The sequence below is a fragment of the Streptomyces cahuitamycinicus genome (assembly GCF_002891435.1).
Classification (GTDB): domain Bacteria; phylum Actinomycetota; class Actinomycetes; order Streptomycetales; family Streptomycetaceae; genus Streptomyces; species Streptomyces cahuitamycinicus.
The window spans coordinates 1-14,546 of record NZ_POUC01000191.1 but is presented as its reverse complement, the minus strand read 5'-3'; the positions used below and the strand labels follow the sequence as shown (position 1 = coordinate 14,546).

General features: G+C 71.2%; 21 protein-coding genes and 1 pseudogene. 4 read left to right on the top strand and 18 right to left on the bottom strand.

Translation table 11 applies throughout. The features are described from left to right. Positions 1–99: 99 nt before the first annotated feature. From C1J00_RS24075 to C1J00_RS24000, 17 genes are all read right to left on the bottom strand, one after another. Positions 100–1,035 carry a hypothetical protein gene (locus C1J00_RS24075; RefSeq protein ID WP_102911141.1) on the bottom strand — a complete coding sequence of 312 codons (936 nt, stop codon included), beginning with the start codon at positions 1,033–1,035 and terminating at the stop codon, positions 100–102. A gap of 162 nt (positions 1,036–1,197) precedes the next feature. Next, on the bottom strand, positions 1,198–1,425 hold the full coding sequence (locus C1J00_RS24070) for a hypothetical protein (RefSeq protein WP_102911140.1): 228 nt from the start codon (positions 1,423–1,425) through the stop codon (positions 1,198–1,200). 48 nt (positions 1,426–1,473) lie between these two features. After that, positions 1,474–1,884, bottom strand: a complete 411-nt coding sequence (locus tag C1J00_RS24065) for a hypothetical protein (RefSeq protein ID WP_102911139.1) — start codon at positions 1,882–1,884, stop codon at positions 1,474–1,476. Positions 1,885–2,832: 948 nt separating this feature from the next. Further along, positions 2,833–3,270: a hypothetical protein gene (locus C1J00_RS24055; RefSeq protein ID WP_102911137.1), complete on the bottom strand. Its 438-nt coding sequence runs from the start codon at positions 3,268–3,270 to the stop codon at positions 2,833–2,835. 40 nt (positions 3,271–3,310) lie between these two features. Next, on the bottom strand, positions 3,311–3,685 hold the full coding sequence (locus tag C1J00_RS24050; protein WP_102911136.1) for a VVA0879 family protein: 375 nt from the start codon (positions 3,683–3,685) through the stop codon (positions 3,311–3,313). A gap of 196 nt (positions 3,686–3,881) precedes the next feature. Next, complete coding sequence (locus C1J00_RS24045) at positions 3,882–4,910, bottom strand: hypothetical protein (protein ID WP_102911135.1); 1,029 nt, start codon at positions 4,908–4,910, stop codon at positions 3,882–3,884. Further along, entirely contained in the window at positions 4,907–5,398 is a 492-nt protein-coding gene (locus C1J00_RS24040) for a hypothetical protein (RefSeq protein WP_102911134.1), read from the bottom strand. The genes C1J00_RS24045 and C1J00_RS24040 overlap by 4 nt, the downstream gene beginning before the upstream one ends. Beyond that, positions 5,391–5,624, bottom strand: coding sequence for a hypothetical protein (locus tag C1J00_RS24035; protein ID WP_102911133.1), 234 nt, complete (start codon positions 5,622–5,624; stop codon positions 5,391–5,393). The genes C1J00_RS24040 and C1J00_RS24035 overlap by 8 nt, the downstream gene beginning before the upstream one ends. An 11-nt stretch (positions 5,625–5,635) precedes the next feature. After that, positions 5,636–6,313 carry a hypothetical protein gene (locus C1J00_RS24030; protein ID WP_102911132.1) on the bottom strand — a complete coding sequence of 226 codons (678 nt, stop codon included), beginning with the start codon at positions 6,311–6,313 and terminating at the stop codon, positions 5,636–5,638. Positions 6,314–6,375: 62 nt separating this feature from the next. Continuing rightward, positions 6,376–7,194 carry a hypothetical protein gene (locus C1J00_RS24025; protein WP_102911131.1) on the bottom strand — a complete coding sequence of 273 codons (819 nt, stop codon included), beginning with the start codon at positions 7,192–7,194 and terminating at the stop codon, positions 6,376–6,378. Further along, positions 7,191–7,472 carry a hypothetical protein gene (locus C1J00_RS45430; protein ID WP_180989673.1) on the bottom strand — a complete coding sequence of 94 codons (282 nt, stop codon included), beginning with the start codon at positions 7,470–7,472 and terminating at the stop codon, positions 7,191–7,193. Before C1J00_RS45430 ends, C1J00_RS24025 begins: the two co-directional genes overlap by 4 nt. Next, positions 7,469–7,714, bottom strand: a complete 246-nt coding sequence (locus C1J00_RS24020; RefSeq protein WP_102911130.1) for a hypothetical protein — start codon at positions 7,712–7,714, stop codon at positions 7,469–7,471. Before C1J00_RS24020 ends, C1J00_RS45430 begins: the two co-directional genes overlap by 4 nt. Positions 7,715–7,906: 192 nt before the next feature. Further along, positions 7,907–8,602: a hypothetical protein gene (locus C1J00_RS24015; protein ID WP_102911129.1), complete on the bottom strand. Its 696-nt coding sequence runs from the start codon at positions 8,600–8,602 to the stop codon at positions 7,907–7,909. Then, positions 8,599–8,916, bottom strand: a complete 318-nt coding sequence (locus tag C1J00_RS24010; RefSeq protein WP_102911128.1) for a hypothetical protein — start codon at positions 8,914–8,916, stop codon at positions 8,599–8,601. The genes C1J00_RS24015 and C1J00_RS24010 overlap by 4 nt, the downstream gene beginning before the upstream one ends. Then, positions 8,913–9,347 (bottom strand): DUF6197 family protein, encoded by a 435-nt coding sequence (locus tag C1J00_RS45425; protein WP_180989672.1) that lies wholly within the window; start codon positions 9,345–9,347, stop codon positions 8,913–8,915. Before C1J00_RS45425 ends, C1J00_RS24010 begins: the two co-directional genes overlap by 4 nt. A gap of 89 nt (positions 9,348–9,436) precedes the next feature. Further along, on the bottom strand, positions 9,437–9,613 hold the full coding sequence (locus C1J00_RS45420) for a hypothetical protein (RefSeq protein ID WP_180989671.1): 177 nt from the start codon (positions 9,611–9,613) through the stop codon (positions 9,437–9,439). Beyond that, entirely contained in the window at positions 9,610–9,888 is a 279-nt protein-coding gene (locus C1J00_RS24000) for a helix-turn-helix domain-containing protein (protein WP_245936478.1), read from the bottom strand. The genes C1J00_RS45420 and C1J00_RS24000 overlap by 4 nt, the downstream gene beginning before the upstream one ends. A gap of 312 nt (positions 9,889–10,200) precedes the next feature. Between C1J00_RS24000 and C1J00_RS44745 the strand changes: the two genes are divergently transcribed. Further along, positions 10,201–10,530, top strand: coding sequence for a hypothetical protein (locus tag C1J00_RS44745; RefSeq protein ID WP_146046246.1), 330 nt, complete (start codon positions 10,201–10,203; stop codon positions 10,528–10,530). Positions 10,531–10,543: 13 nt separating this feature from the next. Beyond that, positions 10,544–11,098 carry a hypothetical protein gene (locus tag C1J00_RS23995; RefSeq protein ID WP_146046245.1) on the top strand — a complete coding sequence of 185 codons (555 nt, stop codon included), beginning with the start codon at positions 10,544–10,546 and terminating at the stop codon, positions 11,096–11,098. Here C1J00_RS23995 and C1J00_RS23990 read toward each other — a convergent pair. Then, on the bottom strand, positions 11,013–12,572 hold the full coding sequence (locus C1J00_RS23990; RefSeq protein WP_102911124.1) for a recombinase family protein: 1,560 nt from the start codon (positions 12,570–12,572) through the stop codon (positions 11,013–11,015). The two genes, C1J00_RS23995 and C1J00_RS23990, sit on opposite strands and share 86 nt — an antisense overlap. A 35-nt stretch (positions 12,573–12,607) precedes the next feature. Between C1J00_RS23990 and C1J00_RS23985 the strand changes: the two are divergent. Both C1J00_RS23985 and C1J00_RS23980 read left to right on the top strand, forming a co-directional pair. Further along, positions 12,608–14,281, top strand: a pseudogene (locus C1J00_RS23985) (ComEC/Rec2 family competence protein); the annotation flags it as partial. A gap of 4 nt (positions 14,282–14,285) precedes the next feature. Then, a partial coding sequence (locus tag C1J00_RS23980) for an arylamine N-acetyltransferase family protein (RefSeq protein WP_146046244.1) occupies positions 14,286–14,546 on the top strand: 261 nt, incomplete at its 3' end.

Genomic DNA, 14,546 nt, shown 5'->3' with positions numbered 1-14,546 from the left:
CGGGGGCGGTTCACCGGAGTCTCCACAGCTTGTGGGACCAGTGGGCGAGGGGGAGGCCGGCGGTGATAACGACGAGGGCGACGAACGCGAGGACGGCGATCACGGCTGCGCCCCGTCCTGCTGCTCTGCCGCGGCGAAAGCGATGCATCCGCAGCGGTTCGTCTCGGCGCCGGCCTGGCAAACGCCGCCCTGGTGCCAGTTGTACGGGTGGGCGCAGACGGCGCAGGGCGTGGCGAGAGTGAGGAGGGGCTTCGGCGCGGGTCGCGCCCCGTCCTGCTGCGCCCCGGCGGCGGGCTGCGGGTTGGCCAGCACTGCGGCATTGGCCTCCGCGCCAGGACAGACGAAGTCCTTCGGCGGTTCAGGCTGCTTGAGGCAGGCGGGGCAGTGGTGCGGGTCGCCGCCCTTGTGGAGCAGGCCGAGATCCCACGCCCGTCGCGGCCAGCTGGGGTTGGTGGGCGCCTCGGTGCCGGGCTGCGCCTCGTCGGCCATGGCCAGTTCGGCGGCGAGGTCTCGGGCGATGGCCGCGCAGGCATTGCACTCCTGACAGCACCCGAGGAGCCGCTCGTCGAGCTGGGACAGGAACTCGCGGAGGACGGCGGCCCTGAACGCGGCCCGGTCCACGAACGCCTCGTCGGCGGTGAGCGCTTCGGCGGGCAGCGGACGGACGTTCAGGGCGGGGCGCGCCTCGACTTCGGCAGCACCCAGCAGGACGTCGGCCCGGGGCACGGGCGGCGGCAGCACGGTCATCGCTGCGTCGGCGTCGTTGCCGTAGCAGACGAGATCGTCCGGGTGGGCGTCGGCCCAGCGGTGGCCGGGGTTGTTCCGCTCGTAGATCGCGGCGGCGATGCGGTCGCGGAGCGCGGCCAGGTCTGCGGGCGGGGTCTGCCCGTCGGTCTCGATCACCGCGTACAGCTCCCTCGTGCCGATCAGCTGCTGCCGGTGGAGCCGAGCGGCGTCGCGGATCTGGTCGAGGCGGTGGGTGGCGATGCCGAGATTGGCCAGTGTGGTGAGCGCCTGGCGGTTCTGGTCGGTCACGGTGTGGCTCCTGGTGGGCGGAGTGGCGGCGGGGAGGGGCTGTGTGCCCGCTGGGGGGCTCAGGACGATCACGGCGACCCCCCGGGCCGTCTGGAGTGCTGCGGGGCGCTGTGGGGGCCGTCTGTGCGCGATGACGGGCGGAACCGGATGTCCGCGCCGGGCTCAGGCTGCGTCTGGCTGGTCTGTGTGGATGAGGCGGAGGTGGCGTGGCTGGTGGCGTTGGCGGTCGCGTGTGGCGCGTTCGCTGGTGTCGTGCCAGCCGTTGAGGGCTTCGAGGAGGTCGGCGACGTGTTGTGCCTGTTCTCCGGGTGTCCAGGGTTCGTGGGGTGGCTTGGTGGGTGGTCGGGTGGGGATGGCTTCCTGCATGAGCCGCTCGTACGGGGTGGTCATGTGCGCTCCCCGGGGGTTGGTGGTTGGGCGGTTGGTCGGCGGTGCTGGTCAGGCGGTGAGTGCGCGGCGGGCCTCGGTGATGGCGGTGGGCGCGTCGGGCCAGCAGAAGAGGCGGTCGACGGTGAGGGCGCTGATGGACTCCTGCCATCCCTCGGTGGTCCATGCGCGGCCGCCTCCGTAGGCGGGGATGCTGACGGCCCATCCGGTGCCGTGGGCGAGGTTCTGGCGGCGGACGAGGAGGGTGGTGCCGCCGTTGTCGGGGACGGGGACGCGGTACTCGGTGGCATCGGCTGCGAGGGCGCGGAGGTCGGTGGTCTCGGCGTCGGCGACGGCCATGACGGCGTCGGCGAGACGGGCCCGGTCGTCGCGGCGTTCGACGAGGGCGTAGGGGTCGGCGTCCCGCAGGGCGGCCATGTAGCGCTCGCGGCGGTCGTGCTCGGTCTGGTCGGCGGTGGTCATGCGCTGTGCCTTCCGTGGTCGGTGGTGGCGAGCAGGGGCTCGCAGCGGGCGTGCACTCGGCGGTCGGGCCGCTGGGGGTCGGGCATGATCCGGCGGTTGCAGCCGGGGCAGCGGTGCCAGGTATCGAAGTCGTCGGGGTTCGGCGGCGCCTGGTCGTCGCGGTGTGGTTCGTGGGATTCGGCTTGATCACCGGAGCGCCCAACCACCTGAGGTTGGAAACCGCCCTCAGCCCCGTCTTGGGAACCCCATGGGAACCCCCCTGGGTTGTTCGGGGGGCGGTCCCCCGAACCATTCGGGGGGCGGTCCCCCGTTCTCGTTCGGGGGGCGGTCCCCCGTTCTTCTTCGGCCGTACCGTCGGTAAGTTCGGGGGGCGGTCCCCCGTTCTCCGTGTCGTCCAGTTCGGGGGACCGCCCCCCGTTCTCCTCGGTCCACGGGGCAGCCTTCCGCCCGGCCGCGCGCTGCTGCCGAGCCTCCTCCCGAGCAGCTTTCGTACCGTCGAGGTAGGCGACCGCGGCGGCCCAATCCGGGAACGGGGTCGGGAGGATGACGTACAGGGCGGAGCGGCCCCGGCGACGTTCTCCAGCGACCCTCACGACCCCGGCGCGGATCGCGGCCTCCAGGCGGTCACGACAGTCCTTCTCGTCGCATCCGGCCGCCCGGGCAATGTCCTTGATACGCATGGGCTTGCGGTCGCCGAAGCGGAGTTCTCCTGAGGCACTGGCCATCGAGCGGAGCGCGTAGAGCAGCGTGTGCACGTGCGCGCGCTTCAGCGCGGCCGGCATGCTGGGGACCCACTTCCAAGCGAGCGCGTTCCCGTAGGCGTTGGGGACGCTGCCGCTCGGTGGGGCCTGCTCGTCAGTGCTCAACTCGGGCTTCTCTCAGTGCGGGTGGTGAACCGTTCCGGCGGTGCCGCCCGGGGCGGGAGTCGTCGCCCCGGGCGGAGCTCGGTCAGCGGACGAACTCGGCGCGGCGGCGCTCTTCCTTCTCCCGCTCGGCCTGCCGGTACTCGGCCTCGGTGGGGTGGCCCGCGAACGAGGCGTCGAGGAGGTGCCCGGCCTTGCGGGGGCCGTTGCCGATCTCGTCGAGGGTTCCGTCCATGCGGCGGGCCCTCCACATGGCGCGCTTGGCCTCCAGCAGGGCGGCGGTTTCCTCGTCGTCGCGGGCGGCCTCGCAGCCGGTGACGCGCAGCTTCACCTGCGGCTGCTTCTCCTCGCCCTTGGCGTGCCCGGTGTACTGCACGGAGGACAGTTCGACGATGGCGACGATGGTCTCGCCGGGGTTCTCGAACAGCTGGCGGCGCTGCTCGTCGGACAGGGCGACCTCGACGAGGCCGGCGGTCGCGTCGAGCTTGACCTCGACCTGTGCGTCCTTGTGGAGCTTGGGCATGGGCTGTGCCTTTCGGAATCGGTGGTGCTGGGGCGTGTGGTCAGGCGGCCGGGGCGAGGGGGAAGGCGTGCATGCTCCGGCCCTCGGGGAGGGCGATCGTCCAGGGGCCGCCGAACAGGCCGTAGGCAGCCCAGTCGCAGCCGCGGCCGATGTACTTGCCGCGGCCCTTCTCCAGGGCGCCGAGGGTGCGACCGATGCACTCCTGACCGACGACGTCCGAAGCGATGACGTCGGCGCCGGTGCGGTGCTTGCGCGGATGAGCCGCGAGGGCCTCACTGAAGTCCGCCCCGTCGGCGATGTCGCCGCAGGAGGGGCAGAGGAACGCCCACTTGAGCGGGTCCTCGCCGAAGCGCTCGGTGGCCTCGGCAACCAGCTCGGCCTGCGTCAGCTTGCGGTGCTCAGTCGTGGTGGTCATGCCTGTCCGTTCTCGTGGTCGTGGTCCGCGCTCGCGGCGCGGTAGGTGTAGATGGCGCCGGGCCCCGGAGCCGGTCGCGGCAGTCCCTTCACGGCCCACGGCGAATGCGCGTCGCACTTCCAGCCGGTGAGGTAGAAGCGGACCTCCCCGTCGTGCTAGTCGTTGGGGATGTCGCAGGGCTTCGGGACCCGGCCGTTCATGCAGGCGTTCCGAAGATCGCCGCGAACGCCTTGTCGGCCCGCTTGTTGGCCTCCCGCATCGGCCGGTCTTCCAGGTGACCGCCAGCGACACAGCCGTCCATCCCACAGCCGGTCAGCACCGGGCCGACCGGCTGCCGGCCGTGATGCAGTTCGAAGGAGACGCGGGCGGCTGGGATGCGCTGCTGGCGGTAGCACACGTGCGGCGTGCTGCGCTTCCAGCGCAGGTGACCGTCGTCGATCGCCTCGGTGTTGGCGTGGAACGCTTCCGCGAGGGAGCCGTACCGCTCGCGCGGCCCGCATCGCGGAGCCGGGAGTCCGAGCGCCTCGCGGGTGCGTTGCACGGTGGCCGGGGCGACGCCGAGCTGCTTGGCGATGTGCATCTGCGGGATGTTCTTGCGGAGCAACGTCTCGATGTCCCGTCGGAGGGTCTCCCGCGCCTTGGCGCGAACCTCGCGCTGCGCCTCGGGCTCGGCCTTGCGTTCACGTTTGCAGGCCTCGCAGTACGGGCGCCCGTCCCGCTCCAGGCGGCCGTGCGTGCTGTGGTCGTGGCCGTACGGGCAGGTGTCCTGCCGGTCGTCGAGCCCGTTGGAGCGGCGGAGTTCCTGACGTTTGGCCTGGCGGCCGGCCTCGTCGTCGACGTGGTCGGGGGCGATGCAGCGCTTGTGTCCGCAGTCGGCGATGGCGTAGCCCTGCGGCGGCCGTCCGTGCTGCATCTCGAAGGCGATGGCGGCCGGGCTGTAGGTGCCGTCCTTGTACCGCATGACGGGTGTGCCTGCGGCGCCCACGCGTTCGCCGGTCCACTCGATGTGGCCGCCATCGACGGGGCGGGCGTACAGCTTCCACTTCTCTTCGATGGTGCGGGTCTGCTCGATGGGGACGTAGGCGGGCAGGCCGAGTTCTTCGCGGATGCGTCGGACGCGGTGCTTGTCGACGCGGAGTTCGCCCGCGATGCGGCTGTTGCTGTGTCCCTCTTGGAGCATGGCGATGATGTCGGCGCGGGATGCGTTCGCCGGGCGGGGGCTCATCGGGTCACCGCCTCGTAGCCGAGCGGGTCCTCGCCGGGGGCCAGGCCGCGGACGACGAGGACCAGCTGCTCGCGCTTCCGCTTGGGGCCGAGCCGCATGTCGGGCCCGAGCACACGGGTGTGGTCGTCGTCCTCGAACAGGCCCGCGTCGACGAGTCCGTCCACGGCGGCCTTGAAGCTGGGGTACCAGTTGGCCGGGTCGCGGCGGCCGTTGTCCTTCGGGTGGACGACGCCGAGGATGTGGGCCCGCTGGAACGGGAAGCCGGGCTTGGCGGCGTCGATGGCGTCCAGGAGGGACGGGCACTCGCTGACGGCCTCCCGCGCTGCGGTGCGCAGTTTGGCCGTGAGCTTCATGCGGTCCTTGTAGTGAAGCGACCGGTTGGCGTTCAGGAGCTTCAGCCCGGAGGGGAGTTCGATGACGTAGGGCCGGGGCCCGGCCGCCGTGGTGGCGGCCGGAACCTCGGGGGTGAACAGGGTCAGGTCAGCCACGGGGCACCGCCGTGGGTGTCTCGCAGCGGCACGTCCAGCAGGTGCGGGTGCGGCCTCCGAACGCGTGCAGCCGCTCCTGCTTCTCGGCCGGGCACCATGCCCAGTCGTCGACCTCGGTCGGGCGCATCAGCTCGGCGAGGGTCACCGGCTCCTCGACGACGCGCGGGGCACGGTGGGCGCCGGCCGGAGCGACGATCTGCCGCAGAGCCCGGCAGGCGCGGCGCACCCGGCGGCCCCTCACGCGTCACCGCCGCGCAGCTCGCGGGCGTTGTCGTAGCCCTCCCAGTTGTCGACGCCCGCGGCCTCCAGCGCGGACAGCCAGGCGTCGCGCTCCTCCAGCTCGGCGACCCGCTTCCGCAGCTTCTCGGCCTCGCCGTCGCTCGGGTCGTTCGCCGGTGGGGCCGGGGCGATGGCCGACGGGACAGTGCCGCCGAGACGACCCTCACGCCACGCCTGCGCGATCGCGGCCTTACCGACATCCGGCACGGTCATCCGCGTGTACGCGGCCCGCCCCTGCATCGTCACGCCCGGAACCTCGTGGATGACGCCCGTCTCGGGGTCCGCCCACTCGGTGACTCCAGCTGCGGTGATCTGGTCGAGAATCTTCTTCTGGAATCCGGGCTTCACCGAGGTGACGAACTTCCGCTCGATCTCGGTCCCGAAGTGCTCCATCACCCAGGCCGTGAACTGCTCAACGTCGGCGATGGCAGCGGCGGCCTTGGGCTGGACGAGGCTGATGGTGCCGACGTCGGGGCCCTCGTCGAGGCTGACGCTGATCTTCTGGGTGCCGGTCTCCGCCTTCGCGGCCCTCAGCCCGTCCTCCAGCTCCTTCTTCGCCGTCTTCAACTCGGCGCCGATGGCGTCGTGGAGGGTGGAGAGGACTGCTGCGCGGGCTGCGGTGTCCTTCAAGCTCATGTGCTACTCCTTGGGGTGGGCCGCCCCGATAGCCGCGGGGCGGCCCGTGGTGCGTGCGGTGGTCAGGCGGCGACGGAGCCGCGCATGAGCGCGGTGGCCTGCCTGAACTCGGCGGCGGTGCCCTGCTCGATGGCGTGGCCGAAGGAGTCGGCGAACTGTGCGGGGAGGCCCTCGGCGAAGTTGGCGTCGCGGGCGGCGGCCCACATCGCGTCGAGGGCGCCCTGCCGCTCGGCGTCCCCGGCGGGCGGCATCGCCCCTGGCCGGGGGCCCCCGGCCAGGGCCGGGTCGGCCGCGGGCTTCGGGCGGGACCGCTTCGCGGCGGCCGGCGGGGGCGTCGGCTGGTGCTCGGGCTCCGGCTCCGCACCGGCCGGTGTGTCCTTCGGGCCGTGCTCCGCGATCTCCAGATCAGACGACGTCCACAGATCCAGGGCCATGCCGAACCGCATGCCAGCGTTCCGGATCGCGTCCCCGATGATCTCCTTCACCGCGTCCCCGCCCCGCTTGCCCTCGGCGTTGCCGTAGCCGAGCCGCGTCACACCGCACACCGTCAGGCGAATCCACAGGCCGCCGTTCTGGTCGTGCTGCGGCAGGCCCCTCTCGTCGAGCGCGACCGGCTCCCACCCCCACGCGGGGTCGACATTGAGGAGCCGGTTCGTCGCCTCGGCGTGCCCGACGTAGGCGAGGTCGATGTGCGCCGAGCTGATGTTGTTGCGGCACTTCTGGCACTTCACGCGCTGGTGGCTCTTGCACGCGCCCTTCATGTCGCGGCAGGTGCCACACCAGACGCGCGGCAGGTAGCGGATCTCAGCGGGAGGGAACGGCTCGCGGAGCCGGGCGAGCGAGGCGATCTGCTGTTCGGTGAGCTTGGGCGTGGTGGTCATGGGCGCACGTCCTTCCGGAGCGTGTAGTAGCGGGCGTCGGGCCGGTTGTGGAGGCGCAGCACGCCCTGGTGGGCGCGGCGGGAGAGGTACGCGCGGGCGTCCGCGCGGTGGAGGCCCTGGCCGTAGCGGGCCTTGAAGAGCAGCTGGACACGGGCGGTGGTCCACTCGCCGCCCCACGTGCGGATAGCGGTGTCGAGGACGCGGTCCCAGTCCGGCGGCCACGAGGGGGCCGGGCCGGCGGCCGGGGCCTGAGCCCCGGCCTGCACGACGGTCGTCACAGGGCGCCGTCCTTCCTGGTCTTGAGGGTGTAGAAGCGGCCGTCTTCCGGCCCGTGCTGGTTGAGGTGGCCCCGGCGGTTCAGCTCGGCCAGGTCGCGGCTGGCGGTGCCGCGCTGCGTCGGGCCGCCGGTCAGGCGACGGAGGTCCTGCACGCGGCCGGACGTCCACCGGCCGCCGTGGGTGCGGATGGTGTCGAGGAGCTGCGCGAGACGCTGCTCACGGCTGGACGTCGAGACGCTCACCGGCCCTCACCGCCCTCGGTCCACGCGCCCCACGGGCGGCCGGTGTCCGCGTAGGCCACCTCGTCCGCGATGTCCATCTCGGGCTCGTCGTCGGAGTCGTACGGGCGAGGGGTCATCGCTCGCACCCCTTCACCACGGCGATGGAGCCGAGGACGTACAGGGCCAGGCAGGCGAGGAAGAACAGGGAGGCGATCACGCGTCGGCCTCCTCGTCGTACTCGGAGGGGACCTCGATCGCGGTGACGATGTAGCCGGTGGTGGACTCCTCGTTCTGTCCGGCGGTGACCACCAGCTCGGCGACGCCGTCGTCCTCGTCCTCGATCCAGTCGAAGGAGAGGCTGGTGCCCGTCGGCCACGACCGGCGCTCCGTCGCCTCGCAGTGCGCGCGGGCGGCGGTGTCGGTGCCGTAGTGGCCGAGGGTGATCCCGGAGTCCGGGTGCTCGGCGCGGTAGACGGTGGTCGGCGCGGCCTCCAGCTCGGCGACGCGGGCCCGCAGCCGACGCTGCTCCTCGTCGCCCGCCGCCACGCTCTTGGCCCAGTCGTCGGCCAGTTTCTGCTGCTCGGCGTCCGCGACGACCATGTAGACGGCCAGAGCGTTGCGGTCGACGGTGCGGCCAGCCGCCCACGCGGCGTTTTCCCAACGGGCCTGCCGCTCCTCGGGCTTCTCGTCCGGGCCGAACGTCCCCGCGAGGTCGCGCGGCTCCGAGCCCACCGGCACCGGCAGCGCGTCCGCCGACCCGGCGATGCCGTGCTCGGCCAGCGTCGCCATGACGAAGTCCGGGCACGTGCGCACACTCTCCGGGGCGTACAACGCGATCCCACCCGAGGTGACCGTGCGGCGCGTCCAGCACACGCCATCCCGCGTGTTGACGACCAGCGGGGCGCTCACGGCGTCACCTCCGGCGCGTCCTCAAGCGTCCAGATCTTCACCGGGATGCCAGCGACCACAGCCGTCGCCACGGTGTACATCTGCGGGTCGGTCTTGCTGTGCGGCCGGGTCGTCGTCTCGACTCCGAGCGCCTCGGCCAGCTGCTGCACGCCGTCCCGGTCCATGTGGAAGTTCACGTCCACGCTGGGCTCGCCGGGGGCGAACGTGTGGCACGCCACCGTGACCGTCGACGGCGGGACCGGGGACACGACCTGCACGTACAAGGCCGCCGAGTGCGCGGCGAGAAGGCTCTGCCTGCGCTGCGTGTCGCTCATGCCGACACCTCGTTCGCGTCCGCAGCCGCCTCCAGCACCGCAACCGCCGACTCCGTGGTCCGTCCCTCGACGTCACCCCACGAGTCGACGTGCGCCTCCAAGTCGAAGATCCCGCCGAACAACGGGCCCTCACCGTCAACCTCCAGACGCAGCGCCAGCACGGCGATCGCCTCGTCCGCCAGCAGCGACGTGCGATGCGGGTCGCCGGTCGTCACGCACTTCAGCGCGGCCACGATCGACATCGGGCGCAGGGCGTGCGGGATGCACATTTCCCGGTTCATCGCGTCGGGCACGAAGTCGCCCTGATACAGGCCGTTCACGGCGAGCAGCCGAGCCGCCGCCCGGTACGCGCCGGGCACGGTCGTCGGCCGCGCCTGCGGCGCCTGGTGCAGCGGGAGAACCCTGCTGCTGCTCTGCAACAATGTGGCCATCGGGGCCTCTCTTTCGGTTCTTGTAGGGGCGCCGGTCGTTGGGTCGCCGAGCCGGACAAGCGGGCGGCCCTTCGGCGCGTTCAGGGGGATCAGGCGGCGTCGGCCGCCGGCACGCGTTCGGTGACGCGGCGGCGAGCGGGGCGCGCGAAGATCGGGCGCAGGGCGTCTACGACGTCCGTCGGCGGTTCCGGCGTGGTGGCCACGCGTTCGCGGATCTGGGCGATCACGTCGTCGCCGAGGAGCGCGCGACGCTCGGCCGCCCTCATGCCGCGGCCTCGATCTGGACTCGCTCCATGACCTCGCGAATGTCCAGGTCATATGCCTCGGAGAGGCGCATCGCCGAATTCAGGTCAGGCTGCGCTTCACCCTTGAGGTACCGGTAGACGGAGGACTCGGAGATCCCGGTTCGGCGGTAGATCTTCCAGCCGGTCGTGTCGCCGTGCGCTGCCGTCTTTTCGAGGAGCTTGGCCACGTTCAGGCGGTACACGTACTCACTCCTCTCGTGGGTGTCGCTGCTGGTAGCAGGGGGTTCCTTGCTCACGAGGGAGACTCTGCCATGAAAATCCCTCCCTAGCAAGGGAGCTTGCGGGACAGGGAGGAGTCGTTTTGGCATCGAACGTCTGTTCGTCAACTGGAGTGAGCTGCATTGACGCAGGTGATTGGCCTGATGGGGACTCTTGCGCGTGAGGGAGTTTCTGGTTACTCCCTATCTAGGGAGGTAAAGTGACGGGACATGACCGCCCCCCCAGAGCCGACGCGCGCGCAGCGATTCCGCGACGTCGTCGTGCCAGCCGCCGTACGCGCCGGCTACACCGGCCATGGAGCGAAAGCGCGTTTCGCAAAAGACACCGGCATGACGGACAGCACCGTCACCCGCCTGTGGCAGGGAAAGGCCATACCGGATAGTCGGTTCTTTCAGGGAATCGCTGACGTCACCGGCCTCTACCTGGGCACTCTGCTAGTTGAGGCAGGCCTACTTTCACAGGAAGCGCTCCAGTCACTGTCCGAAAGCGATCGGTCGCAGGTAGGCTCAGCACTCACTCCAGAGGAAGCTGCTGACCGACTTGGGATCAGTGATGACGTTGGGCGAGAGGTCTTCTTCCGAACCGTTGACCGTCTCAAGCGTCTCGAAGACAACCCCGAGCGCGGCACCGACCACGGAGAGGCAGCAGCGCAGATGTGACACGGGGGTGCGAATGGACTTCACGGGCGGCTCGCGAGCCACGAACGTAGCGGCAGCAGTGGCAATGCTCGGAGGTCTCCCCGCGATCCTCTACGGCATACTGCACAACGACACGGCACGCTCCATCGGCGGGGCGTGCCTCATCATGACCGCCCTGGTCCTCAACGCCCTTGTGGCCATTCGACGCTGGATAGTCGACACCAGCCACGAACGCCGGGCTCTGGCCGACGCACAACGCCAGGCCAGCGAAGCGCACCACCGCTACATAGCCTCGCAGGCCGCCCTCGAAAACGAACAGGCCCGCCTCAACCGCGACATGGCCGGCGAACGCCAGCGCATCGCCGCGCAGCTGATCGCCGAACGCGAAGCGATGCTCGTCGAGTTCGAGGAGCGCAAGGCCGAACTGGTCGCCGAGACGATGGAAACCACCTTCCTCATGATCAAGGGTGGAAAATTCGCCCCCGAGCCCGAGCCGGGCAACCTCATCCAGTTCCCGGAGAAGCTCCCGACGCAGGCGCCCTCCCCTTCGCGTGAGCGCTCACGCGAACATGGCGTAGTTGGGCCGTGAACCCCTCCTCGCCCGCGAACACGAGCGTGATACGGCCCGGCTCGATCGACCGAACACCACGGGCTCGTGCCCGGTTCAGCCGCACGTTCACGCAGGCCCGCACCACCGCGCGTTGCTGCTCAACCGTCAACGCCTCCCAACGATCCTCCACATCCTCGGCAGCGATCAGCCCCCGTACGACTGGGGGCGCCTCCACAACCTCCGTGTCCTGCTTCGCCTGCTTGATCAGCGGCAGCAGTTTGGCCTCCTGCCGGGCGAAGGACTCCAGCGACAGCTTCGGCTCACCCGTCTCCTCGTCGAACGTCTCAGCCTTCTCCCGCGCCTGCTCCAGCTGAGCCTCCAAGGCCTTCAGCCGCACCCGCGCCTTGGCGGCCCGAGCCTGCTGCTCGTCCGTACGGAACGCATCCGCGGCCCGCGTGCGGAGCCAGCCCAACAGGGCCTCCTCGACGTAGCCCTCCAGCAACTCGGTACGCATCATCGTGTGATAGCCCTCCGAGCACTGGTACGCGCGCGCACCACGGCGAGTCTTCATCGTCCTCAGATGCGGATGGTGACTGCACTCCCCGCACCGCCCGATCCCCGACAACAGGTGCTTCACCGACCAATCCTTGGTCGTCAGCCGCGCAGGGTTGCTGACGATCTGCTGCACCTGGTCGAACAACTCCTGCGGCACGAGGGCCGGCCATGTGGCCTTGCCGACAACCTCCCCTTGGAACACGCGCTGCCCGGCGTAGCCCGGGTTCCGCAGCATCGTCCGCAGGTGGTAGTAGTCCCACTTGATACCCGGCAGGCGCTCGCCCTTCTCACGGAGGCTCTGCACAATCGAATACTCGGTCTCGCCGGCGGCGATCCGCTCGAAGATCTCCAGGACGATCGGGCCGCGGTCCGGGTGTGCGTACTGCTCGATCAGCTCACCGGTGTCCGGGTCGTAGCGGCGGGCGTAGCCGTAGAGGATGCGGCCGTGCGGGGTGCCCTTCTTGGCGGTGGCCCGGGTCGTGCGCAGGTTGCGGTCCCGGATGCCCTCGGCCTCGTCCTCCGCTGCGATGGCGTCCATCGCGGTCGCCTTGCGGTCCTCCCGCTTGGAGAGGTCGTAGACCTGCCCGTTGTAGCAGAGCAGCACGTTGTTGTTCATGCACGCGTTGCGCAGCAGGATGTACGCCTCGACGTCGCGGTAGTAGCGGGACGCCTCGAACGCGACGACGATCCGGCCGCGGCCTGCTTCGATCGCCTCGATAAGAGCCTCGAAGTCCCTGCGCTTGCGCTTCGCGTGGCGGCTGGCGCTGCGGTCGACGTCCTGGTCGAAGACTTCGGCGATCGGCCAGTTGAAGGCCTCGCACATCTCCCGGCCGGTGGCGATCTGGTCGGCGACGGAGCGGCCCTTCTTCCTCGGGTCGCGCGAGGCGCGGCCGTAGAGGAGGGCGTCGAACGTGGTGTCCGGGTGGACCATGTGCAGGTACTCGGGCGCGATCGGCATGACCCGAGCCTAGCGAAAACAGTGCCTACCCGACATTGTCCGGAGCCAACTTCACGATCCTCCTCGCGCTGCTGCTCGGGCCCCCGGGTCTGGCGCAGCACGTCGAGCGGCGGGGGCTCGCGCCCCGGCTCGGTATCTCCCTGCGCGGGACGGCGGTGCTCGGGGGTGCGCTCTCGCTCGGTTTCGTCGTCGTGTGCAGACCGGACCCGAGCGTTGTGCGGGCCGCGGCCTGCGGGGCCGTGGCGCTGCTCGCCCTGGCGACCGGCCGCCGCAGATCGATGATCCCCGCGCTGGCGACGGCGGTTCTGCTGCTCGTGCTGTATGACCCCTGGCTCGCGCGGAGTTACGGGTTCCTGCTGTCCGTCGTGGCGACCGGTGCCCTGCTCACGCTCGCGCCGCGCTGGAGCGCCGGGCTGCGGCGGCGCGGGGTGCCGCCGGGGGTGGCTGAGGCGCTGGGCGCCGCCGCGGCCGCGCAGGCCCTGTGCGCGCCCATTGTCGCCGTGCTGTCGGCGCGGGTGAGCCTGGTGGCGGTGCCCTGCAATCTGCTCGCGGAGTTCGCGATCGCGCCGGCGACCGTGCTGGGTTTCGCGGCGCTGGCCACGGCACCGGTGGCGATGCCGGTGGCCCGGGCCCTGGCCTGGTGCGCGCACTGGCCCGCCGAGTGGATCGCGCAGATCGCCCGCACCGGGGCGGCGCTGCCGGGCGCGGGAGTGGACTGGCCGGGCAGGTGGACGGGGGCGGCGCTGCTCCTGGCCGTGACCCTCGTGGTGGTGCTCGTCGGACGGCGACTGCTCGGGCATCCCTGGTGGTGCGGGGTCTGCGGAGTGCTGCTGGTGCTGGTGGTGGTGCAGCCGCCGCCGCTGACCCGGGTGGTCACGGGCTGGCCACCGCCGGGCTGGCGGCTGGTGATGTGCGACGTGGGGCAGGGCGACGCCCTGGTGCTCGCGGCGGGCGAGGGGACGGGCGTGGTGGTGGACGCGGGACCCGACCCGCGGCTCGTCGACCACTGCCTGCGCTCACTGGGCATCAGCAGGATCCCGCTGGTCGTACTCACCCACTTCCACGCCGATCACGTGGCGGGCCTGCCCGGGGTGCTGCGCGGGCGGGCGGTGGGCGCGATCGAGACGACGGGGTTCGAAGAGCCCGCGGACCAGGCCGCGTTCGTACGGAGGCTCGCGGCGGCACGGCGGATCCCCGTGACGCGGGCAGCGGCCGGGGAGCAGCGACGTGCGGGGGAGTTGGCATGGCAGGTCGTGTGGCCGCCCCCGAGGCCGCCGGACCTACCCCCGGGGACGGTTCCGGAGGTGCTTCCCGAGGCGCTTCCGGCTCCTCCTGCGCCGGAGGGGCCGAATGACGCCAGTGTCGCCATGCTGGTCCGCTCCGGTGGGCTGCGCCTGCTGCTCCTCGGGGACCTGGAGCCCCCGGCGCAGCGGGCACTTGCCCGGTCGCCGGCGGCAGAGGCGCTGGAGGGGGTGGACGTGCTGAAGGTCGCCCATCACGGCTCGGCCTACCAGGACCCGGGCCTCATGGGCCGGGTCGCCCCACGGCTTGCCCTCATCTCATGCGGTGAGAACAACGCGTACGGCCACCCTGCGCCCGGCACGGTCGCGGCGCTGACCGACGGGGGCGCGGCCGTGCTGCGGACGGACCGGGACGGCGCGCTCGCGGTCGTGGGAGGGGGCGGAGAGCTGAGCGTGGCGCGAGACTGAGGGCATGAACTCACCACAGGTCGATGCCTATCTTCGCCGGCTGGGAGTCGAGCACCCGGCGTGGCCCACGGTCGACGCGCTGCGCGAGCTGCACCTGCGTCACCTGCAGACCGTGCCGTTCGAGAACCTCTCGATCCACTTGGGCGAGGAGATCGTGCTGGAGGAGAAGCGGCTGCTGGACAAGGTGGTGGGCGCGCGGCGGGGCGGGTTCTGCTACGAACTCAACGGTTCCTTCGGGGCGTTGCTCGCTGCCCTGGGGTACGAC